At 68.3% G+C, this 21,354-nt stretch carries 20 protein-coding genes and 1 riboswitch; of the genes, 10 read left to right on the forward strand and 10 right to left on the reverse strand.

Translation table 11 applies throughout. The features are described from left to right. Positions 1–123 precede the first annotated feature (123 nt). On the forward strand, positions 124–291 hold the full coding sequence (locus tag AC1D1A_RS04945; RefSeq protein WP_079550332.1) for a DUF3117 domain-containing protein: 168 nt from the start codon (positions 124–126) through the stop codon (positions 289–291). Positions 292–400: 109 nt separating this feature from the next. Here AC1D1A_RS04945 and AC1D1A_RS04950 read toward each other — a convergent pair whose 3' ends face one another. Continuing rightward, on the reverse strand, positions 401–1,033 hold the full coding sequence (locus AC1D1A_RS04950; protein ID WP_018773821.1) for an O-methyltransferase: 633 nt from the start codon (positions 1,031–1,033) through the stop codon (positions 401–403). A 272-nt stretch (positions 1,034–1,305) separates the two neighbouring features. Between AC1D1A_RS04950 and sigE the strand changes: the two genes are divergently transcribed. The 3 genes from sigE to AC1D1A_RS04965 all read left to right on the forward strand — a co-directional run bounded on the left by sigE (position 1,306) and on the right by AC1D1A_RS04965 (position 3,842). After that, the gene (gene sigE / locus AC1D1A_RS04955; protein ID WP_079550334.1) at positions 1,306–1,959 is read left to right on the forward strand and encodes an RNA polymerase sigma factor SigE; all 654 of its coding nucleotides are present in this window, start codon (positions 1,306–1,308) and stop codon (positions 1,957–1,959) included. Positions 1,960–1,967: 8 nt separating this feature from the next. Next, the gene (locus AC1D1A_RS04960; protein WP_476947247.1) at positions 1,968–3,365 is read left to right on the forward strand and encodes a hypothetical protein; all 1,398 of its coding nucleotides are present in this window, start codon (positions 1,968–1,970) and stop codon (positions 3,363–3,365) included. An 81-nt stretch (positions 3,366–3,446) separates the two neighbouring features. After that, positions 3,447–3,842 carry a twin-arginine translocase TatA/TatE family subunit gene (locus AC1D1A_RS04965; RefSeq protein ID WP_230008673.1) on the forward strand — a complete coding sequence of 132 codons (396 nt, stop codon included), beginning with the start codon at positions 3,447–3,449 and terminating at the stop codon, positions 3,840–3,842. Positions 3,843–3,897: 55 nt separating this feature from the next. On the opposite strand, the gene AC1D1A_RS04970 is transcribed toward AC1D1A_RS04965, so the two are convergent. The 3 genes from AC1D1A_RS04970 to AC1D1A_RS04980 are packed head-to-tail and all read right to left on the reverse strand — an operon-like array spanning position 3,898 to position 7,131. Continuing rightward, positions 3,898–5,025: an Mrp/NBP35 family ATP-binding protein gene (locus AC1D1A_RS04970; protein WP_476947248.1), complete on the reverse strand. Its 1,128-nt coding sequence runs from the start codon at positions 5,023–5,025 to the stop codon at positions 3,898–3,900. Positions 5,026–5,036: 11 nt separating this feature from the next. Further along, positions 5,037–5,867, reverse strand: a complete 831-nt coding sequence (locus tag AC1D1A_RS04975; RefSeq protein ID WP_476947249.1) for a DUF1003 domain-containing protein — start codon at positions 5,865–5,867, stop codon at positions 5,037–5,039. After that, a complete protein-coding gene (locus tag AC1D1A_RS04980; RefSeq protein WP_028275668.1) occupies positions 5,848–7,131 on the reverse strand; it encodes a magnesium transporter MgtE N-terminal domain-containing protein in 1,284 nt (427 codons plus the stop codon). The genes AC1D1A_RS04975 and AC1D1A_RS04980 overlap by 20 nt, the downstream gene beginning before the upstream one ends. Before the next feature lie 77 nt (positions 7,132–7,208). Between AC1D1A_RS04980 and AC1D1A_RS04985 the strand changes: the two genes are divergently transcribed. Next, positions 7,209–8,105 (forward strand): YflT domain-containing protein, encoded by an 897-nt coding sequence (locus AC1D1A_RS04985; RefSeq protein WP_476947250.1) that lies wholly within the window; start codon positions 7,209–7,211, stop codon positions 8,103–8,105. 112 nt (positions 8,106–8,217) lie between these two features. On the opposite strand, the gene AC1D1A_RS04990 is transcribed toward AC1D1A_RS04985, so the two are convergent. Next, on the reverse strand, positions 8,218–9,801 hold the full coding sequence (locus AC1D1A_RS04990) for an aminopeptidase P family protein (RefSeq protein ID WP_476947251.1): 1,584 nt from the start codon (positions 9,799–9,801) through the stop codon (positions 8,218–8,220). 123 nt (positions 9,802–9,924) lie between these two features. On the opposite strand from AC1D1A_RS04990, the gene AC1D1A_RS04995 reads away from it, so the two are divergent. Continuing rightward, positions 9,925–10,770, forward strand: a complete 846-nt coding sequence (locus AC1D1A_RS04995; protein ID WP_476947252.1) for a PHP domain-containing protein — start codon at positions 9,925–9,927, stop codon at positions 10,768–10,770. 135 nt (positions 10,771–10,905) lie between these two features. On the opposite strand, the gene AC1D1A_RS05000 is transcribed toward AC1D1A_RS04995, so the two are convergent. From AC1D1A_RS05000 to AC1D1A_RS05010, 3 genes are all read right to left on the reverse strand, one after another. Next, on the reverse strand, positions 10,906–11,778 hold the full coding sequence (locus AC1D1A_RS05000) for a DNA-methyltransferase (protein ID WP_223913905.1): 873 nt from the start codon (positions 11,776–11,778) through the stop codon (positions 10,906–10,908). An 8-nt stretch (positions 11,779–11,786) separates the two neighbouring features. Beyond that, positions 11,787–13,550 (reverse strand): DEAD/DEAH box helicase, encoded by a 1,764-nt coding sequence (locus tag AC1D1A_RS05005; protein ID WP_476855773.1) that lies wholly within the window; start codon positions 13,548–13,550, stop codon positions 11,787–11,789. 382 nt (positions 13,551–13,932) lie between these two features. After that, positions 13,933–15,426, reverse strand: a complete 1,494-nt coding sequence (locus tag AC1D1A_RS05010) for an RNB domain-containing ribonuclease (protein WP_476947253.1) — start codon at positions 15,424–15,426, stop codon at positions 13,933–13,935. 38 nt (positions 15,427–15,464) lie between these two features. Here AC1D1A_RS05010 and AC1D1A_RS05015 point away from each other — a divergent pair, with 38 nt between their 5' ends. Next, positions 15,465–16,139, forward strand: coding sequence for a ferritin-like fold-containing protein (locus AC1D1A_RS05015; RefSeq protein WP_230008586.1), 675 nt, complete (start codon positions 15,465–15,467; stop codon positions 16,137–16,139). A gap of 37 nt (positions 16,140–16,176) precedes the next feature. On the opposite strand, the gene thiE is transcribed toward AC1D1A_RS05015, so the two are convergent. Beyond that, positions 16,177–16,875, reverse strand: a complete 699-nt coding sequence (gene thiE, locus AC1D1A_RS05020) for a thiamine phosphate synthase (protein ID WP_476947254.1) — start codon at positions 16,873–16,875, stop codon at positions 16,177–16,179. A gap of 26 nt (positions 16,876–16,901) precedes the next feature. Next, positions 16,902–17,022, forward strand: a riboswitch (TPP riboswitch). Here thiE and thiO point away from each other — a divergent pair. The 3 genes from thiO to AC1D1A_RS05035 all read left to right on the forward strand — a co-directional run bounded on the left by thiO (position 17,016) and on the right by AC1D1A_RS05035 (position 19,389). Beyond that, complete coding sequence (thiO, locus tag AC1D1A_RS05025; protein ID WP_476947255.1) at positions 17,016–18,326, forward strand: glycine oxidase ThiO; 1,311 nt, start codon at positions 17,016–17,018, stop codon at positions 18,324–18,326. (Overlaps the previous riboswitch by 7 nt.) Further along, on the forward strand, positions 18,323–18,559 hold the full coding sequence (gene thiS, locus AC1D1A_RS05030) for a sulfur carrier protein ThiS (protein ID WP_476850364.1): 237 nt from the start codon (positions 18,323–18,325) through the stop codon (positions 18,557–18,559). Before thiO ends, thiS begins: the two co-directional genes overlap by 4 nt. 44 nt (positions 18,560–18,603) lie before the next feature. Then, a complete protein-coding gene (locus tag AC1D1A_RS05035; RefSeq protein ID WP_476947265.1) occupies positions 18,604–19,389 on the forward strand; it encodes a thiazole synthase in 786 nt (261 codons plus the stop codon). Between the two features lie 955 nt (positions 19,390–20,344). Here the strand turns inward: AC1D1A_RS05035 and AC1D1A_RS05040 are convergent. After that, positions 20,345–21,354: DUF222 domain-containing protein (locus AC1D1A_RS05040; protein ID WP_476947256.1), on the reverse strand; the 1,010-nt coding region annotated here is incomplete at its 5' end.

Genomic DNA, 21,354 nt, shown 5'->3' on the forward strand with positions numbered 1-21,354 from the left:
GGTTTATTTGTGAGTTTGCCGGTCACGGCAGCCTCCTGGAGCGCTGCCGGACGGCTTGATTGGCCAAGCGGACGCAGCCCGGCCGGGCTGGTATGTCAGGGACTAATGGAGGGGATATTCCTTATGGCGGCAATGAAACCACGCACCGGCGACGGCCCTATGGAAGTGACGAAAGAGGGACGAAGCCTGATCATGCGTGTTCCGCTCGAAGGCGGGGGGCGGCTTGTAGTCGAACTCAATGCCGCTGAGGCGACGAACCTCAAGGAATGCCTCGTCGGCGTCACCGAATAGCGTCACGCCAAGAGCTTTGCAACAGGGCGGGGTCCCGGCCACCAGGCTGCGGACCCCGCCCTTTGCTGTCAGCGCCCGCCCCTGCACCCGGGCTAGTGAATCCTGGCGGCTACTTCTTCACCGCGATCAGCAGGCCGTCTCCGGTGGGCAGCATGGCGGAAGCGAGACGGTCGTCGTCGCGGATGGACTTGCCGATCTGGCGCAACACCACGGTGGTGGCTTCCCGGGCGGCCGGGTTCGCGACCCGGTCCTTGTCGAGGGCATCGTTGACGATCAGCAGCCCGCCGGATTTGAGCAGCCGCACGGCCTGTTCGACGTAACTGGGGTAGTTCGGTTTGTCCGCGTCAATGAAGACGAGATCGTAGGCGCCGTCCGTAAGCCGGGGCAGGACATCCCCGGCCCGGCCCGAAATGGTGCGGGTGCGGTTGGCGGGGCTGCCGGCCTCCTGGAACGCTTCGCGCGCTGCCTTGAGGTGTTCGACGTCGACGTCGATAGTGGTCAGGACAGCCTGCGGACCCAGCCCGCGCAGGATGCACACGCCGGACACGCCTGCGCCGGTGCCGATCTCCACGGCGGTCTGTGCCTTGGACGCCGCCGCCAGCACCGTCAGCACGGCGCCCACGCCGGGGCCGATCGGGGTCACGCCAAGCTCGAAGGACCGTTCGCGCGCGTGCAACAGGACCTCATCCTCGGCAGGCAGATCTTCTGCATAGGACCAGCTCGTGGACTTATCGGCGCTCATGGGATATCGCTTTCTGGGCGGCAGGGGAGTGTTCCCTACAGCGTACTGTGTCCGGCGGGACGGGACGCGGAAGCGGCAGCACCGTGGCCCCGGCCGGAGGGGGTCGTTCTGCCTTCGGCGGAAGACCGCGGTGGATCAGGAAATTCCCAGCTTATTTTGAAATGATGGGTATCCGCTCATCCGCGTGGTGATCGGCGTCGAATGAAGGGTGCAGGAACCTGTGCAAGCAGGCACAATTCAGGCGTAGGTACCATCCACGAGGGGAGTGGACGATGTCGATTCTGGCACCTGTCCCGGCAACAGAGGCAACAGATTCAACCGGCCAGTCCCGGACCGCGGCGGAAGCCGAATGGGTCCGGCCGACCTGGGAGGAAGTGGTGACGAACCACTCCGCCAAGGTCTACCGCCTTGCGTACCGTCTGACCGGAAACAAGTACGACGCCGAGGACCTCACCCAGGAGGTGTTCGTGCGGGTCTTCCGTTCGCTCGAGAACTTCAAGCCCGGCACGCTCGATGGCTGGCTGCACCGGATCACCACCAACCTGTTCCTGGACCAGGCCCGGCGCAAGAGCCGGATCCGCTTTGATGCGTTGGCCGACGACGCCGAGTCGCGGCTGCCGGGCCGGGAGCCCGGGCCGGAGCAAAGCTTCGAATTCAACAACCTCGACGTCGATGTCCAGGCAGCGCTCGAGGAACTTCCGCCCGACTTCCGCGCCGCGGTCGTGCTGTGCGACCTCGAAGGGCTCTCCTACGACGAAGTCGCCGCCGCGCTGGACATCAAACTCGGGACCGTCCGGTCCCGGATTCACCGCGGCCGGACAATGCTCCGTGAAAAGCTCGCGCACCGCGACCCGCGCCCGGCGCAGCCGGCCAAGCAGTCCCTCAAGCCGCGGCTCAAGATGCCGCGCATCGCCGGCCTCCTCTGAACCGGTCAATGGGTCTGCTGAGACGGCTGCTGGGAGCACCAGGCTGCAGGTTCTGGGGCGGGCCCGGGGCTACCCGGAAATGGGCCGCCGGCCGCCACGACCACGTGGAATCGTGTGCCGAATGCCGCGCCCGGCAACAGCGCGAACGCCAGTACCTCGAGAAGCTCCGCGGCGCCGCCGTGCCCGAGGCCAGTGAGGACCTGACTGCACGGCTCCTGGCACGGACCGGTCAGCTGGCCGCGGAACGGGCGGCGGCTGAACGGACAGCCGAAGCGGAGCGGGAACAAACAGCCCCGGAAGCTGCGGTGCCTGCAGCTACAGCTCCGGCACCTACGGCTCCTACACCTTCGGCACCTTCAGCTCCGGAACGGGCCATGGCGGAACGCCCCGACCCGGCGGACACAGCGGACGTATTGGATGCAGCGGAACGGCCGGGCGCGGCGGACGCCGCCGGGGCCGGCCATCGTCCGTGGCCCTCGGACCGGTTCCCGGCAGGACACCCCGTGCCGGGTCGGCCAGGGACGGCGGGACCGGTCGCCGGTCGCGCCGCCGCCGCGGGTCCACACGGCGCCCGTCGCCGCGGCCCGCGCCTGCCGGTGCTTGCTGTCGGCGGGGCCGTCGCCGCTTTGGCCCTCATGACCGGCACCGCGTACGTCATGGGAGGCGACGACGCGGTCCCCGCCGAGGGCGCAGGGACTGCCACCCTCGCCCACCCGGATGCCCCCGGGCTGCCCGGCAGCGGTGAGCCGCTCGGTGCAACGGAGCTGTTCGACGCCAGCGGATCCGGCGTCCCCGGCGCTGAGGGAACCGGGCCCCGTGTTGCGTTCGGCCTCGGCGGCGAGCCCGACTTCACCCCTGCCGGGACGCTGAACACCGGTGAGCTTGCTGCGTTCCGGTCGCAGGGGTGGACATGTCCGGAGCTGCGCGAGCTCGGATTCCACCTCATCTGGGCCCGTGCCGGCGTCATCTCCGGGGACGAGGTCCTGGAACTTCGCCTCACGGATGGCCGGCACTTCGCCACGGTCCTTGAGCAGCACGCTTCGACGCGGGCGCCCGCGGCGCCCCCCGCACCCGCACGGGCCGAAGATTCGCCCATCAACGTGCTGACCGGACACGCCGCCGTGGCTGACGGCTTTATCCCGGCCAAGGCCGGCACGCCGTCGGCCGCCCCCGAACCCGGGTATGGCTTTCTTTGGGTCAACCCCGCCCCGCCCTACCGGGCCATCTACCAGACGTCGGCGGCGACATACACGTACATTTCGGACCTGCCGGCCGAGCAGGCGGACGACGGCGTTGCCGCGCTGACCCGGGTCAGCAGTGGCACTCCCGTGCCGGCCTCGCACAACGGAATTCCGGAACGGATCGAGCGCGGATTGAGCCGAATCCTGGAGCACCTGGCACCGTGAGGCAGGGACGGGCCGGACATGGCCGGCATACGGACTTCGCGGAATCGTCGCCAGCCCGAGCGAGAGGGTAACCTTCCTAAAGTGCTTGGAATCAATGGACCGGAGTTCTTACTTCTGCTGATCATCGGCCTTCTGGTGATTGGTCCCAGCAGGCTGCCCGAATACACCCAAAAACTTGCCAATATTGTCAAGGAAGTGCGCCGGATGGCGTCAGGTGCGCGGGAACAGATCAAGGAAGAAGTCGGCATCGACATCGATGAGGTCGACTGGAAGAAGTACGATCCGCGCCAGTACGATCCCCGCCGGATCATCAAGGAAGCGCTCCTTGACGATGACACCAAGCCGATGAGCGCCGGGGCACCGGCAACGGTCTCCACGGCCGCTGCCGCGACTGCTGTCGCCGCGCACCGCCCCGAGCGGGTGCTCGAGCGGCTGCCCGAGGGCGAACCGGCACCCTTCGACTCAGAGGCGACCTAGGACTTCCCGCGGCGGGCCTGCCGCAGTGCCTGCGCAGGGATGCGGCCGGGCACTGTCAGCGGGGCTGCAGACCCAGCGGCATGCCCTTGAGGCCGCGGGGAACCGACGCCAGCCTGCCGGCGATCCCCGTCAAGGCCACGGCCGCAGGCGTCTCCGGACGGCCCAGCACCAGCGGCACTCCGGAATCCCCACCCTCACGCAGCAGGACTTCGAGCGGAATCTGGCCCAGCAGCGGCACGTCCTCACCCACGGTGGCCGAGAGGCGACCGGCGAGCACGGCGCCGCCGCCGCTGCCGAACAGTTCCATCCTGCCGCCGTCGGGCATTTCAAGGTAGGACATGTTTTCCACGACGCCGGCCACGGTCTGGCCCGTCTGGGTGGCGATCGCACCCGCCCGCTCGGCAACATCCGCGGCGGCCGCCTGCGGGGTGGTCACGACGAGGATCTGCGCCTTGGGCAGCAGCTGGGCGACGGAGATCGCGATGTCGCCGGTGCCGGGGGGCAGGTCCAGGAAGAGGGCGTCGAGGTCGCCGAAGTAGACGTCGGTGAGGAACTGCTCCAGCGCCCGGTGCAGCATCGGGCCCCGCCACGCCACGGGCTGGTTCCCGGTGACGAACATGCCGATGGAGATGACCTTGACCCCGTAGGCCACGGGCGGCAGGATCATGTCGTCCACCCGCGTGGGGGCCTGTGTGATGCCCATCAGCGCCGGAACGGAGAAACCGTACACATCCGCGTCCACGATCCCTACACGGAGCCCCTGGGCGGCCAGGGCGCACGCCAGGTTGACAGTGACCGAGGACTTGCCGACGCCGCCCTTGCCGCTGGCGACGGCGTACACCTTGGTCAGCGAGCCCGGCGCGTTGAACGGGATGCCGCGCTGGGCGCCGGCGCCCCGCAACTGCTCCTTGAGGGCGTCGCGCTGGACCTGCGTCATGACTTTGAGGTCCACGTCCACGCCGGTGACGCCCGGGACGGCGGACAGGGCAGCCTCGGTGTCCGCCGTGATGGTTCCGCGCAGCGGGCAGCCCGCGATGGTCAGCAGCACCGCGATCCGCACGCGGCCGCCGTCGCCGATCTCAACGGACTCCACCATGCCGAGCTCGGTGATGGGGCGGCGGAGCTCAGGGTCGATCACGGTGGCAAGTGCGCCGTGCACTGCCTGTTCCAGCGGGGTGCTCATGCGGGCGATGCTCAGCTTTCGGGGATTGTGCGGTGTGCGGGCTGGCGGGTGGGATCGACCACGGCCCCGGAGTGGTTCGCCGACGGGTTCGGCAGTTTCCCCGAAGGGTTCCCTGTCGGGTCCTGCGAAGAGCCCTGCGCACGGTCCCTCGCCGGGTCATCGCGCTTGCCGCCGGCTTTTACCCGGGGGATTTGCTGGGTCCGGGGGCTGCGCTGCTTGTCGCGCCGCTCCTTCATCTTCTCCTTGACCTTTTCCCGCGGGGTCTCGTGGGCGCCGGCTGAAGGATCGTGGGTGCGCAGTTCCTCCTGGGCCTCCAGCATGTCCTCCAGCAGGCTGCGGAGCTCGGCGCGGACGTAATCGCGGGTGGCGACCTCGCGCAGCGCGATGCGCAGGGACGCAAGTTCCCGGGTCAGGTATTCAGTGTCGGAGAGATTGCGCTCGGCCCGCTGGCGGTCCTGCTGCAGCGAGACCTTGTCGCGGTCGTCCTGGCGGTTCTGGGCCAGCAGCAGCAGGGGCGCGGCGTAGGAGGCCTGCAGGGACAGCATGAGGGTCAGCAGCGTGAAGCCCAGCGCCCGTGAATCGAACTGCCATTCCTCCGGCGCCCACGTGTTCCAGCCCAGCCAGAACAAGCAGAACACCGTCATGTACATCAGGAACGCGGGGGTGCCCATGAAACGGGCGAAGCCTTCCGTGGCATGGCCGAAGGCGTCCGGGTCGGGACGGAAGTTGGGCAGGATACGCTGCCGGCCGCTTAGTGGCGTGTCGAGGCCGCCGGTGGTCCTGCCGCCAGGGCGGACATTGGAGGTCCGTGGTGCTGTGGGATCAGCCAATGCGGCCTCCAAGCTTTCTTATCGGGGCATCGTCCTCGTGGGCGCGCCAGTCGTCCGGCAACAGATGATCAAGCACGTCGTCAACAGTCACCGCCCCCACAAGCCGTCCGTCATCGTTGACAACTGGAAGCGAGTTGAGGTTGTACGTTGCCAGCGCGCGGGCGACCTCGCTGATGTGGGCCTGGTCGGAGACCGGCTCCAGGCTTTTGTCCACCAGATTGCCCAGCGGCTCCGGCGGCGGAAAGCGCAAGAGCTGCTGGATATGGACGACACCGAGGAATCGTCCCGTCGGCGTCTCCAACGGGGGCCGGGCGACGAAGATCGACGACGCCAGGGCGGGGGAGAGTTCCTCCCGGCGTACGTGCGCGAGTGCCTCGGCGACGGTTGCTTCCGGGGGCAGGATCACCGGCACGGGCGTCATGAGCCCGCCGGCGGTGTCCTCGTCGTATTCGAGCAGGCGGCGGACGTCTTCGGCGCCTTCGGGTTCCATCAACTGCAGGAGTTCTTCAGCCTGGGCGCTGGGGAGTTCGGCGAGGAGGTCGGCGGCGTCGTCCGGATCCATTTCCTCGAGGACGTCGGCGGCGCGGTTGACGTCCAGGGCGGAGAGGATCTCCACCTGGTCACCTTCGCGCATCTCCTGCAGGACGTCCGCGAGCCGTTCGTCCTGGAGTTCGCTCGCAACCTCGAAGCGGCGCTTGTCGCTCATTTCCTGCAGGGCCTCGGCGAAGTCGGCGGGCTTGAGGTCCTCGTGCGTGGCCACGAACTGGGTGGCGGCCTGGGGCTCGGTCTTGGCGCCTTGCCGGGCATCGGCCCAGTCGATGATGAGGGTTTCATTGCGGCGCAGCCGGCTCAGGGGCGAGAGGGAGTGGCCGCGGCGGACGAAGAGCTTGCTGACGAACCAGTCGCCGGAGCGGTGCCGGTCCATGGCGATGTCCTCGATGGTTGCGTCGCCGCTGCCGTCCGCAAGGGTCACCCGGCGGTCGAACATTTCGGCCACCACGAGGGTTTCCGCGCCGCGCTGTTCGAAACGGCGAAGATTGACCAGCCCGGTGCAGATGACCTGGGTCTGGTCTATGGACGTAATCCGGGTCATCGGCACGAAGACGCGCTTCTTGCCGGGGACCTCGACGACGATGCCCACCACGTGCGGGGCGCCCCTGGTTCCGCGGGAGAGCACCACGACGTCGCGCAGCCGACCCAGACGGTCACCCAATGGGTCGAAGACGTCCAGTCCGAGGAGGCGCGCGACAAACACTCGCGAAAGATTCGTGCTCACCCCTACAGGCTACCGAGTCTGCTCTCTTTTAGCTGAATTTCCAGCCGCACACCAGCCCGATGGGTGAGAATGGGCATATGTCAAACATTTTTGGTGCTCCCAGGGCCGGTGCCCCCAACGGCTCGGACGAGGCACGCACCGTCCCGAGAGGCGACGTTGTCGGTTCCTACAACTCCTACCTGGATGCCCAGAAGGCGGTGGACTACCTGGCTGACCAGCAGTTCCCCGTGCAGATGGTGTCGATCGTGGGCAATGACCTGAAGATGGTCGAGCGGGTGACCGGCCGGCTTACCTACCCCCGCGTCGCCCTCTCCGGCGCCCTCAGCGGCATGTGGTTCGGCCTGTTCGTCGGCGTCATGCTGTCGTTCTTCTCCACAACCCCCGGTTATTTCTCGATTGTGACGTCAGTGCTGATGGGTGCAGCGTTCTTCATGCTGTTTGGCATCGTCACGTACGCCATGCAGCGCGGCAAGCGTGACTTCACCTCAACCAGCCAGGTGGTGGCGACCAATTACGACGTCGTGGTCTCCTTCGAGGCCGCCGGCGAAGCGCGGCGCCTGCTCCACCAGCTGCCCATGACGGCGCATGACGCGTCCGGTGCCGCAGCCGGCGGTTTCGCGCAGCAGGACTACCGCCATCAGGCACCGCAGCAGCCGGGCCCGCAGCAGCCGGGACAGCAGAGCCATGCGCCGCAGCGCCCCGCGGGCTGGAACGACCCGTACGGCCAGAGAACGCCGGAGACCGGCGCAGACCCCGCCGGACAGTACCAGGGCGGTGCACCCCAGCAGGAGGGCCCCGCAGGCCCCGCTCCGACGGCACCGGCCGCGGCCGCGGCTGAGGAGGCGGCGGCCCGGCCGSCCGGCCGGGTTTCCGGGGTGAGCTATCCGGATCTCCCGGACGGCCGCCCGCAGTACGGGGTCAGGGTCACGGACAGCGAGAAGCCCGCGGCAGGCCAGGACGGCCAGCAGCACTGATTCAGGCAGGAAACAGCAGCAAATAGCAGCAAATAGCAGCAAAAAGGGAGCGTCCCGGTGCCGGGACGCTCCCTTTTTGCTGCTATTTGCTGCTGTCTACTGCCTGGCTGACCTAAGGCGTCTGGCCGTCCGCTTCCAGGTAGATGCCCGCCATCCAGGACTCGACGTCGTCGGCCTTGCGCGGCAGTGCGGCGCTGAGGTTGACCGGCCCGCCGGCCGTCATGAGAATGTCGTCCTCGATCCGGACGCCGATGCCGCGGTATTCCTCGGGGATGCCGATGTCCTCGTTCTTGAAGTACAGGCCGGGTTCGATCGTGAACACCATGCCGGGCGTGAGCACGCCGTCGAGGTAGAGTTCCCGCTTCGCCTGGGCGCAGTCGTGGACGTCGAGGCCGAGGTGGTGGCTGGTGCCGTGCGGCATCCACCGGCGGTGCTGCTGGCCCTCGGTGCTCACGGCTTCCTCGACGGAGACGGGCAGGAGGCCCCATTCGGCGAGCCGCTCGGCCAGCACCGTGGTGGCTGCGGTGTGGATGTCCCGGAACTTCGTGCCCGGCTGGGCAGCGGCAAAGCCGGCGTCGGCGGCGTCGAGCACTGCCTCATAGACCTTGCGCTGGACCTCGGAGAACTTGCCGTTGGCCGGCAGGGTGCGGGTGATGTCCGCGGTGTAGAGGGAGTCGGCCTCGACTCCGGCGTCCAGGAGCAGCAGTTCGCCGGCGTTGATCTTGCCTGTGTTCCGGGTCCAGTGCAGCACGGTGGCGTTGTTGCCGGAGGCGGCGATGGTGTCGTAGCCGAGCTCGTTGCCTTCTTCGCGGGCCCGGGCGAAGAACGCCCCTTCCACGACGCGCTCGCCGCGGTGGTGGGTCAGCGCCCGCGGGATCGCCTTGACCACCTCCGTGAAGCCGGCCACGGTGGCGGCGACGGCACTCTTCATCTGTTCGACTTCCCACTCGTCCTTGAGCAGGCGCAGTTCCGAGAGGGCCTCTGTGAGTTTCTCGTCCAGGGCGTCGAGCACACTCAGGTCGAGGTTGTCGGGGTCCTTGGCCGTGTTGTAGCGGGCAGTGTCGACGAGGGCATCAATGTTCTCGTCAACCTTGCGGACCAGCCTGATGGAGATTCCGCCGATCTCCGGCGCACCGACATTCTTGGTGATGGCCAGTTCGAGTTCGGCGATGTCGGCCGTGTCCAGTCCCAGCTTGGCCTTGAACTCAGCCAGGGTCGGGCGTGCGCCGATCCAGAACTCCCCGGAGCGGGAATCGGCGTAGAACTGCTCGGTGTCGCGGCCGGCCAACGGGCGGAAGTACAGCGTGGCGTGGTGGTTTCCGCCGTCGTCGCCGGTGCCCTCCGCGACCGGTTCCAGGATCAGGACCGCATCAGGTTCGTGGTCCAGGCCGAGGCCGGTGAGGTGCGCGAAGGCGGAGTGCGGCCGGAAGCGGTAGTCGCAGTCGTTCGAGCGGACCTTCAGCGGGCCGGCGGGGATGACCAGGCGTTCACCTTTGAACTGGCCTGAGATGGAGCGGCGCCGGCCTGCGGCGTGGCCCGCGACGGCATCCCGCTCGGGGAGCTGTTGCGAGGCCGGCGCCCAGTTGCTGGCCATGAAGGCCTTGAAGGCGTCGGAGCTGGGCCGCTGCGAGCGGTTGTTGACGCGCTCTTCGAGGGGCTGGGAAGCGGAGACTAGGGTGTTATCTGCATCGTTCACCGTCCCATAGTCTCACCAGCGCCGCGGCTTAGGCCAACGGCGCGCTCGCGCTGCAGGGCCGCTGCCGGGCCCCGGCACTACGGGGCAGAGGCTTTGGATCCTGCCATCTACTAGGCTGGTGAGGTGAGGATCGACCTGCATGCGCACTCCAACGTTTCCGACGGCACCCAGGCGCCGGCCGGCGTCATGGAGTCCGCCGCCGCCGCGGGCCTCGACGTCGTCGCCCTGACCGATCACGATTCCACTGCCGGGTGGGTGGAGGCCGCCATCGCCGCCCGGAAAGCCGGGGTCGCGCTGGTCCCGGGGATGGAGATCTCCTGCCGCACCGCGGAAGGCATCAGCGTTCACCTGCTCAGCTACCTCCACGACCCCGCGCATCCCGGGCTGCTTGAGGAAATCACCAAGTCCAAGGACGCCCGGCACACGAGGGCGCAGAAGATGGTCACCCTTTTGTCGGAGGACTACCCGTTGACATGGGACGACGTGATTCATCACGTCGCGCCGGGTGCCACCCTGGGCCGCCCCCACATCGCCGACGCGCTCGTCGCGGCCGGTGTGGTGGAAGACCGGGCCGAGGCTTTTGGTTCCATCCTCACAGCACGCTCGCGCTACTGGGTCCAGCACTATGCGCCGGAGCCGGCGCTCGCCGTCGAACTGGTCCGTGCAGCCGGGGGCGTCCCGGTGTTCGCCCACCCAGTGGCATCCGCCCGCGGCCGGATCGTGGGGGAGGGGACCTACCGGGAGATGATCGACGCCGGCCTGGCCGGCCTGGAAATCTACCACCGGGACAACCCCGAGGAGGGCCGGACGTTCCTGCGCCGCATCGCCGAACGCTATGGCCTGCTGATCACAGGGTCCTCCGATTACCACGGCGCGGGAAAGCCGAACCTGCTGGGCGAGAATCTGACCTCCGCAGAAGTCTTTGCCCGGATCGAGGAACTGGGCACGGGCTCGTCCGTGGTGCGCTGAGACCCAGTCCGCTGAGACCCTGGACCCGTGTTGAGCTATCACTTAGCGTCCCTATGAGGCCCCCCAGGACCCGAATAGCCGCCACAAGTGTTAGCGCAACGGGCGGGAACGGCGGGGCGTGGTGAGGGCGGCGGGTCAGAGGGTCGGGAAAGACGTGAACTGCGCCTGCGCGGCCAGGCGTTTGGCCATCACGTCGATGGCCGGCTGGTTCTGGTCCACGCACACGAACCTGCGGTCGAGTTTCGCGGCCACGGACCCGAGCGTGCCGGAACCTGCGAAGAAGTCCAGGCACCAGTCGCCCGGCCGGCTCGAGGCCGCAACCACGCGGCGGATCAGCCCCTCCGGCTTCTGCGTCGGGTAGCCGGTTTTCTCCTTGCCGGTCGGCGAAACGATCGTGTGCCACCACACGTCCGTGGGCAGCTTGCCGAGCTCGCGCTTGGCGGGGGTCACCAGTCCGGGCGCCATGTAGGGCTCACGGTCCACCTCGGCGCTGTCGAAGTGGTACTTCGCCGGGTTCTTGACGTAGACGAGGATGTTGTCGTGCTTGGTGGGCCAGCGGTACTTGGCCCGTGCACCGTAGTCGTACGCCCAGATGATCTCGTTCAGGAAGCATTCGCGGCCGAAGATCGCGTCCAGCATGACCTTTGCGTAGTGCACCTCGCGGTAGTCCAGGTGCAGGTACAGGGTGCCGTCGTCGGCCAGGAGCCGCCAGGCCTCCACGAGCCGGGGCTCGAGGAAGGACCAGTAGTCGCTGAACGCGTCGTCGTACTTGTGCAGCGCGCCCTTGATGGTGTCGTAGGACCGGCCCTTGAACCCGACGCGGTCACCCTCGCCGCCGGCGTTGAGCACCATCCTGGTTTCCTGGCGCCGCTGGACCCGGCCGGTGTTGAAGGGCGGGTCCACGTAAATCAGTGTGAAGGCGCCGTCCGGCAGCGTGGGGAGGTATTCCGCGTTGTCCGCGTGAACCACCAGGTTGCTGCCGTCCGGCGCCCAGACGGTGTCAGTCATGGAGGGGATTAGGCCTCGGCGCCGCTCGGCTGTGCGTCGCCGCCGGCCACTACCTCGCCGTTGCGGCGGCGGGTGCGGGTCCGGCGCCGGGCACGGGTAGCCCGGTCCACCTCGGTGGGGGCCTTCGCCGGCGCGGCGGCAGCAGCTTCCGGTCCCTGTCCGTTCGCAGTGGACGCCGTGGCGGCATCGGCCTCGGCGGGACGGCGACGGCGGTCGCCGGAGCGTCCGCCGGCTTCGGTGCCGCTGCGGCGCGAGTCACGTCCGCCGGTCCGGCTGCCCTCGCGGGCACCGTCACGGCTGCTCGTGCGGCTGCCTTCACGGGCGCCGTCACGGCTGCTCGTGCGGCTGCCGTCCTTTGCGCCGTCCTTTGCGCTGGTGCGCGAGTTCTTCTTGCCGGTCTCGCCGAGGTCTTCGAGGACCTCCGCGTCGACCCCGGCCAGCACACGCTTGTCGCGCGGCAGCCGGCCCTTGGTGCCTGCGGGGATGTCGAGTTCCTCGAACAGGTGGGGCGAGGACGAGTAGGTTTCCACGGGCTCGGGGTAGCTCAGGCCGAGGGCCTTGTTGATGAGCCCCCAGCGCGGCATGTCGTCCCAGTCGACAAACGTCACGGCGGTGCCCTTGTTGCCGGCACGGCCGGTGCGGCCCACGCGGTGCAGGTAGATCTTCTCGTCTTCGACGCACTGGTAGTTGATCACGTGGGTGACGTCGTCGACGTCGATGCCGCGGGCGGCGACGTCGGTGGCAACGAGGACGTCCACCTTGTTGTTGCGGAAGGCGCGCAGCGCCTGTTCGCGGGCGCCCTGCCCGAGGTCACCGTGGATGGCGGCCGCAGCAAAACCGCGGTCCACCAGTTCCTCGGCCACCTTCGCGGCGGTGCGCTTGGTCTTGGTGAAGATGATGGTCCGGCCGCGTCCGCGGGCCTGCAGGATGCGGGCCACCACTTCCACCTTGTCCATGCTGTGGGCACGGTAGATCAGCTGGCGGATATCGCGCTTGGTCAGGCCCTCGTCGTCCGGGTCCGCGGCGCGGATGTGTGTCGGCTGGGTCATGTAGCGGCGGGCCATGGCGATGACCGGGCCGGGCATGGTGGCGGAGAACAGGAGCGTCTGGCGGACCGCGGGCGTGCCGGCGATCAGGGTCTCGACGTCCGGCAGGAACCCGAGGTCCAGCATCTCGTCGGCTTCGTCGAGGATAACGATCTTGACGTTCTTCAGGCTCAGGTGCTTCTGCTTGAAGAGGTCGATCAGGCGGCCGGGGGTACCGACGACAACCTCGACGCCGTTCTGCAGCGCCTCGACCTGCGGCTCGTAAGCGCGGCCACCGTAGATGGTGGCGATGCGGGCGTTGCGCTTCTTGGCGGCGTTTTCGAGGTCTTTGGCTACCTGGACGGCCAGCTCGCGGGTGGGCACGATCACCAGGGCCTGCGGGGCGCCGGGAACGGCCAGTTTGTCGAAGCCGGCGTCGTCGCGGCCGACGACGCGCTGCAGCGCCGGGATGCCGAAGCCGAGGGTCTTGCCAGTACCGGTCTTGGCCTGGCCGATGATGTCATGCCCTGCCAGTGCGACCGGCAGGGTCATGGCCTGGATCGGGAAGGGGTGGGTGATGCCGGCGTCGGCCAGGGACTCCACGATGTCGGCACGGACATTGAAGTCGGCAAAGGTCTTCTCGGCAATCTCGTGCGGCTTTTCGTCCGAGATGATGGTCTCTTCGGGCTCGATGGTCTCCGTGCCGGACTCATCGGTCAGAAGCTGGTGCGTGTGCAATTCACTCACAGGGGAGTTTCCTTATTCATTTTGGGCTGCGCTGCTTGCTCAACGGGGCCGGCCGTGGTGGCCGTTCCGGAGCACGCTCAGGCGCGCAAGCAATTCCAGTGGAAGCCGATCGCGGGCTATCTAAATGCTGGCACTGGGGACCAGCGGGTGTATCTCAAGATCGCGTAGGGGCGGGCTTGTTGAATTCGAAAATCATGGAAATCAACGACCGGGCATCCATTTCTACCTCTTCAGTCTAGCTGTACAAGGCGTGGATCCTCGACTGGGCGGGTGATTGCGCCTCGGGAAGTGACCGGGAGGGCGGCCGGGAGCGCTGGCTGGCGACGGCGTGGGGACGGCGTGAGGACGGCCAGCGGGCCGTCAACGGACCGATAGCCGGCCGTCAGCCCACGAGCTCCAACTGGATTTCCCGCGTGACGATGTCCGAGGACACCACCCGGACCCGGACTTTGGTGCCCGGTTCCAGCTCGCCGGGGCAGCGTGCGGTCACGGCGGGCTCGGCGATCTGGACGATCCCGGACGGGCCGTTTCCGTTGCCGTTGGTCTTCCCGCCGTTGCCGTTGCTGGTGCCGTTGGTGCCCTTGGCCGGCTTGGGACCGGAGATGACGACAGCGTCGAATTCCTGGCCGACGTGGTTGACGAGCAGGGCCGCCTCAACGGTGTCCAGCGCCAGCCGCTCCAGTTTTGCCGCCAACTGGTCCGAGGTGCCCATGATGGCGGGGAGGGACGGCAGCGCCTCCCGGGCCCAGGCAGGAACTTCGGTGCCGTTGCTCAGGGCCTCACAGATTACCAGCACGAAGCGGTCGACCAGCCGCCGCAGCGGTGCCGTGGAATGGGCGTACGCGGCGCCGATGGCGGACTGGACGGCGGCGTTGGGCACTGTGCCGTCGAAGGGTGTGTATCCGGCACCGCGGAAGAGCATCCCGGCCGAATGCACAATGGCCAGCTGCCGGGGGTCCGTCGGGTCAAGGGTCCGCAGGTACTCGCCGTAGCGCATTTCCCCGTCCCAGGGCTTGCCGAGGGCGTGGGTCTGCCGGTGGAAGTGGCGCAGTGATGCCTCGTCCGGGGCGGGCATGGTGCGCAGGATGCCGACTTTGCCCTGGAGCATGAGCGCCGCGGCGGCCATCCCGGTCATGAGTGAAATCTGGGCGTTCCAGTCCTCCACCGGCAGCGGCGGGGCCGCTACGATCCGGTAGCCGCCGTCGGGCAGTTGCTGGATCTCCTGTTCCGGCATGTTCAGGCTCGCGCCGCCGCGCAGTCGTTCCAGTTCCACCCGTTTGAGGCCTACTTCTTTCAGCAGCTGCAGCACGGGCGCCGCGGTGCCGGCGTCGAGCTGGGCCTGGACGCCTTTGTAGTTGAGCTTCGCGCGGCTGCGGACCTGTGCCCGGCGCACGAGGACCGAGGCGACCTCTGCCGCGGCGTCGAGCTCGAACTCCCAGACGAACGCCGCGCACAGCTGCCCGGCGAGCAGACTGCCGGCGGCCTCGCTGATAATCTCCGGATGCAGCGGAATCCGGCCGTCCGGGGTGTAGAAGGTCTGGCCGCGGCGCCGGGTCTCGGCGTCCAGCGCCCCGCCCGGGGCGACAAAGGAGGGGACGTCGGCGATGGCGTAGAAGACCTTGTAACCGCCGTTGCTCCGTTCGATAAACAGGGCCTGGTCCAGGTCGGTGGACGATGCCGGATCGATAGTCACGAACTCGACGTGCGTGAGGTCAAGGTCCGGGAGCTTGTGCTCGGCCACCGCCGCCTCCGCGTCGCGCAGCACACCCTCGGGGAACGGGCCGGGCAGTTCCAGCGTGGTGCGCAACGCCTTGAGTGCCCCGGCAAGCTGGTTCTGCTGCTCGTGGACACTGGGGGTCAGGCGATGATGTGACACGAAAATCAGGGTAGCCCGATTTCCGCTATTAGTCTTGGATGATGAGCGCAACTGCGGACGATCCTGCCCTCTACAACAGCTTCCTTGCCGACCTGCTGGGAGTCTTGGCGTACGGCGAGCTTTCCGCCTTCGAGCGGCTGTCCTCGAGTGCCCGGTATTCGCCCACGCTGCATGACCGTGCGTTGCTGGGCAGGATGGCGGTGGTCGAGTTCCAGCATTACGAACTCGTCCGAATCCGGCTCGAACACATGGGCCTGGATACGGAGGCCGCCATGCTGCCGTTCCAGCCCTCGGTGGACCACTTCCACGAACGCACGCGCCCGTCGGACTGGTACGAGGCCCTCATGAAGGCCTACGTGATCGACACGGTCGCCGCGGACTTTTACGGCGTCGTGGGCCGGTACGTCGACGCCGCGACCCGTGAGTTGATCGGGCAGGTCCGCTCCACCGGTGAGTCCACGGCCGTGCTGCAGGCGCGCATCAAGGCGGCCCTGGCCGATGACCCGCGGCTGGCGTCGCGCCTGGCGTTGTGGGCCAGGCGTCTGCTGGGGGAAGTACTGAACCACGCCCAGCGCGTCAGCGCCGAGCACGCGTTCCTCGGCGGACTGTCGGGGCTGGACGACGCCGGCGCCCGGGCGCTGGTCAACGGCCTGGCGGCCGAACTCGCAGCGAATCACGCGCGCCGGATGACGGAGCTGGGTCTCGCCGGATAGTTTCAGTGCCGGCCGGCATTACGGGCTGGGGACCTGCTTAGGATGCGGCGGCGTCCAGCGCCGCCAGCAAGGCTCCGGCGGCGTGGGCCGGATCGGTGGCGTCGGTAATCGCCCGGACCACGACGATCCGCCGGGCACCGGCATCGACTACCTGCTCCACGTTACTGAGGTCGATCCCGCCGATCGCGAACCACGGCAGGACGTTTTCGTTGACCTTGCCGGTTCCCTCCGCGTCCGCCCCGCCGATCGCCTGGGCGGCGTAGCGCACCAGATCGAGGCCGACGGCGGCGCGTCCGGGCTTGGTGGGCGTCGCCCACACGGGGCCCACACAGAAATAATCGAGCCCTTTGCGGCCTGGCGCGGCAGCGATGGCGGCGTCCACCTGCTTCGGGCTGTGGGTGGACAGGCCGATCACGGCATCCTTGCCGAGAAAGCCGCGGGCGGCGTCGAGCGAAATGTCCTTCTGACCGACATGGAACACCGGAGCCCCGGACAGGGAGGCGATGTCCGCCCGGTCATTGACGGCCCACAGCCGCCCGTGGCGCTGCGCCGCGGTGTGCAGGACCTCCAGCAGTTCCAGCTCCTCGGAGGCCTCGAGCGACTTGTCGCGCAACTGGATGATGTCCACGCCGCCGGCGAAGGCGGCGTCCACGAAGTCCTCGAAGTCGCCGCGGTCCCTGCGGGCGTCGGTGCAGAGATAGAGGCGGGCGGTGGTGTGGAGAGGGTCCTGGCTCATGGGACCAGCCTAGTTCCTCTAAACTGGGCGCATACCGCGGGAGCCCGCAGCAGCCATGTCGCCGCTGCCCGGCTGAGAGGGCGTCAGAGCCGACCGCTTGACCTGATCCGGCTAGTACCGGCGTAGGGAAGGAATTCTTCATGGGCACACGAGCAGGCCGTGCGGCCGGAGCCGCAAATGACGCCGACGCCCAGGTTTGTGACACGGGGCCCGGTACCGCAGAGGGAATCATCGCGGGGGATACGACTGCCGACGTGGCCGTGATCGGCGGCGGGGTGATCGGCCATGGCATCGCGTTCGAGGCCATCCGCTCGGGCCGATCCGTGGTCCTGATCGATGATGCTCCCGGCAGCGGAGCCAGCTGGGCCGCGGCCGGCATGCTGGCCCCCGTGAGTGAACTGCACTACCAGGAGGAACAGCTCCTGGATCTGATGCTTGAGGCCTCCCGGTTGTGGCCAGGATTCGCTGCGGCTCTCGACGCCGGTGCCGCCGGCGCGGATTCCCCGGCAGGTACCGGCTACTTAACGACGCCGACCCTGGCGGTGGGGGCCGACGCGGCGGACCGGCGCGCGCTCGCGGACTTGAGGGAAGTCCAGAAGGCATGCGGCCTGGCCGTGGAGCCACTGACAGTGCGCGAGGCGCGCACCCGGGAGCCCCTGCTGAGTCCCGGCATCTCGTGTGCCTTCGACATCCCGGCCGACCACCAGGTGGACCCCCGCCTGCTGATCACCCGGCTCGCCGGCGTGCTCGGTGCGGAAGGCGGCAGCTTCGTCCGGCGGCGCGCGGCAGGCCTGCTGTGGCAGGACGGACAGGTGGCGGGTGTGCGGTTGGCCGGCGGCGGTACCGTACGGGCTGCCGAGACCGTGGTCGCCAACGGGCTCGGCGCCGCCGCGCTCGAGGAGCTACCGGCCGGGCTGGTGCTGCCGCTGCGGCCCGTCTACGGCGACATCCTCCGGCTCCGCGTGCCTCCGCATCTGCAACCGCTGCTCACGGCCACCGTGCGGGGCATGGTGCGCGGCATCCCGGTGTACATCGTCCCCCGCCAGGACGGCACCGTGGTGATCGGGGCCACCCAGCGGGAGGATGGACCGTCGGATCCGCACGCAGTTTCCGCCGGCGGCATTTACCAGCTGCTGCGGGATGCCCAGCAGCTGGTGCCTGCGGTCGCCGAGCTGGAGCTTTTGGAAGCCACGGCGCGGGCGCGGCCCGGAACCCCGGACAATGCCCCGCTGCTGGGGCGGGTCGCACAAGCGGACGGCGGCGACGTCCCGGGACTCATTATCGCCACAGGATTCTTCCGGCACGGCGTCCTGCTGACCCCCGCCGCTGCCGCCGTGTGCCGGCAACTCATGGATTTCACGCCGGACCCGCGCTGGGCCGGGTTCCGCCCCGACCGTTTTTCCCGCATCCCGGTTACGTCCGGGGACAGCCCTAAGAAGGAAGCAGCATGAACATCCGACTTAACGGAACGGATCAGAGCGTCGCCGACGGCGCCTCCGTCTCCGCACTCGTCAGCCAGCTCACTGGCCGGAGCATCGGCCCCGACGGCCGCGCCGCCGACGGGCGGAAGCTCGGTGTCGCCGTCGCCCGCAACGCCGAAGTGGTGCCGCGCAGCCAGTGGCACGCCACGGCGCTCGCCGACGGCGACGACGTCGAACTTGTCACGGCAGTCCAGGGAGGATGACCAGCATGAACGAGACGACGTTCGCAGGAACACAGGCCGTCCCCATGGCCGGTGCGGTGGCCGATCCGTTCGTGGTCGACGGCGTAAGGCTCGGCTCCCGCCTCATCATGGGAACCGGCGGTGCGCCGAGCCTGGACGGGCTCGGGGCGGCGCTGGTGGCGTCCGGGACGGAGCTGACCACGGTGGCGATGCGCCGCTATTCGCCGGCGGAGACGGGCTCGCTGTTCCAGCTGCTCGAGGACCATCAGATCCGGGTACTGCCCAACACGGCAGGCTGCTTCACCGCCAAGGACGCCGTCCTCACCGCCGAGCTGGCGCGGGAGGCCCTGGAAACGGACTGGGTCAAGCTCGAAGTCATTGCCGACGAGCACACACTGCTGCCGGACGCCGTCGAACTCGTGGACGCAACCGAACAGCTCGTGGCCCGAGGCTTCAAGGTCTTCGCCTACACGAACGACGACCCCGTGCTTGCCCTCCGGCTCGAAAACCTCGGCGCGACGGCCGTGATGCCGTTGGGCGCCCCGATCGGCACCGGACTGGGCATCCTGAACCCGCACAACATCGAGCTGATCGTCTCGCGCGCGTCCGTGCCCGTGGTGCTGGATGCCGGGATCGGCACGGCCTCGGACGCTGCCCTGGCGATGGAACTCGGCTGCGACGCCGTGCTGTTGGCTACGGCGGTGACCCGTGCGCAGAATCCGGTGCTCATGGGCGAGGCCTTCAAACATGCCGTCATCGCCGGCAGGCTGGCGAAAGCGGCCGGCAGGATCCCGCGGCGGGAACACGCACTGGCGTCCTCGGCAATGGAAGGCCGGGCCGAGTTCCTCTAACGCCCGCTCGGCCGGCGGGGCTGATCTGGTTGCGCCGGCCGGACCTCCTGATCACCCTTGCTCTTGATGACGCGCCGGCGCGATCATCGGTAGGCCCGGCCCGGTCCGGCCCGGCCGGGTCGACGTGCGGCGGGGACGAACCGGGTATGCCGTCGGTCCGCATCCGGATGGTCCACAGTCCTCGTGGATCACGTGGTTGTGCGAGTACGCAGGGTCCCATTAGCGCGCTGGTGAAACTTTCACGAAGAATGGCGTTGCCACTTCTTTGCCTTTCCAGCTGCCCTTTTCGAGGTCAGGTGCCATCCCTTGCAGCCTCCGCATGGGTATATGCTCGCGGGCAACTTGCCCCCAGATGACGAGCCCTGCCGGATGATTTCCTTGAGCGCGCGGTTCGCGTGCCAGGTGGTGGAGTAGGTGATCTTGGTGCAGCTTGCCATCGAGCGAAACCCTTCTTGAAAGAGTACGCGCGTGGCTCATATCCACACTTGAGCGCCACCTAACAGTGGCGTCCCAGGTTCCACATGATTGTGTCGTTCAAGGCACAAACTATCGCAGCCCTAACTGCGTTGCAATCGTGAGTCTTCGGCGCAAGATTCTCTGAGGAATAACCACCGCTCCCAGAGCTCTTATTATCGACCTGTCCCGTTGTCCAGCCCAGTGGTTCCGGCGCGGAACTACTACGTGATTGGGTGGGCTTCGCCCCCGGACGCGGAGAGATTCGGCCGGTGTCCAGGACCTGGCCCTCGCCGCCGAGGACGACGGGGATCATGTCGAAGTCGCAGCCGATATTGCGCGCGGTGGAGGCGGTGACGTGTCGGCGGGACTAGCCGTAAGCGCCGCGGGGCGCTACTGGTGGGGGCGGAAGTATCTGTTCCACCCGGCCGTCCGGGCCGCTGCCGTTCGACCCCCACGGTGACCCGGCCGTCAGGGCGTCTGTCACGCGGCGGCCACGGGGTCACTCCAGGCGGAAGTAGGTGTTCCGGCGGGGTGTCCGGGCGGGGTCGAGGTGGGGTGGCGGGATGAACCAGGGGATGCCGGTGCGCATCTGGATGCTCCAGTGTTCCTTGTGGATCACGTGGTGGTGATGGGAGCAGAGCAGGGTGCCGTTGCCGGTTCCGGTGGTTCCGCCGCGGGACCAGTAGGTGATGTGGTGGGCCTCGCACCAGGGGGCCGGGATGGTGCATTGCGGGAAGGCGCAGCCCCGGTCCCGGGCCGTGATGGCCTTGCGGATGTGGGGCGGGAAGATGCGGGAGGCGCGGCCGATGTCCAGGACCTGGCCCTCGCCGCCGAGGACGACCGGGATGATGTCGGCGTCGCAGGCGAGCTTGCGGATGGTGCCTGCGGTGACGGGGCCGGTGAACAGCAGCGTCCCGGTGCCGTGCCTGGTTCCGGTGCCGTGCTGTGCGGTGTTGGCAGGGGCGCTTGCTTCGGCGGGAGTCGTCCCGAGCCTGGTGAGCAGGTCGCGGTAGTCGATGGTGGCCATGACCTGGGGCCGGAGCCCGCCCGCGGCGGGTAGCCCTCCGGTGGCGAGGGCTGCTTTGCAGGCACCGACCAGGCCGTCGAGCAGCTTCTGCGGCCGGGAGCGGAGGTCCAGAACCGGCAGCGACGGGTCCTCTTCCACCGTGGCGGGCTCCGCAGCCGGGCCGGGCGCACCCGCCGCCGCGGACCCGTCACCCGCCGTGTGGCCGGTGGTGGTGCCTTGGCCGGTGTCTGGGTCGGTGCGGGGGTTGGTGGCGGTGTTCATCACGGTGATCAGGTGTTCGAACTGGTCCGTGGTGGCGAAGATTTCCAGGTGTTGCAGGCCGTGCCGGGGTTTGCGGAGGAAGGCGCCCTGGAGCTGGCGGAGCAGTTCCTCGGAGGGTTCGGCGCCGTCCTGGTCCAGTGCCTCGGCCCAGCTGCGGCTGATCCGGGCCAGGAAGTCGGCGTCGTTCTCGGCCGCGGTGCGGGTCAGGGCGTGCTCCATCG

It is taken from the genome of Arthrobacter sp. P1_B9 (assembly GCF_056406495.1).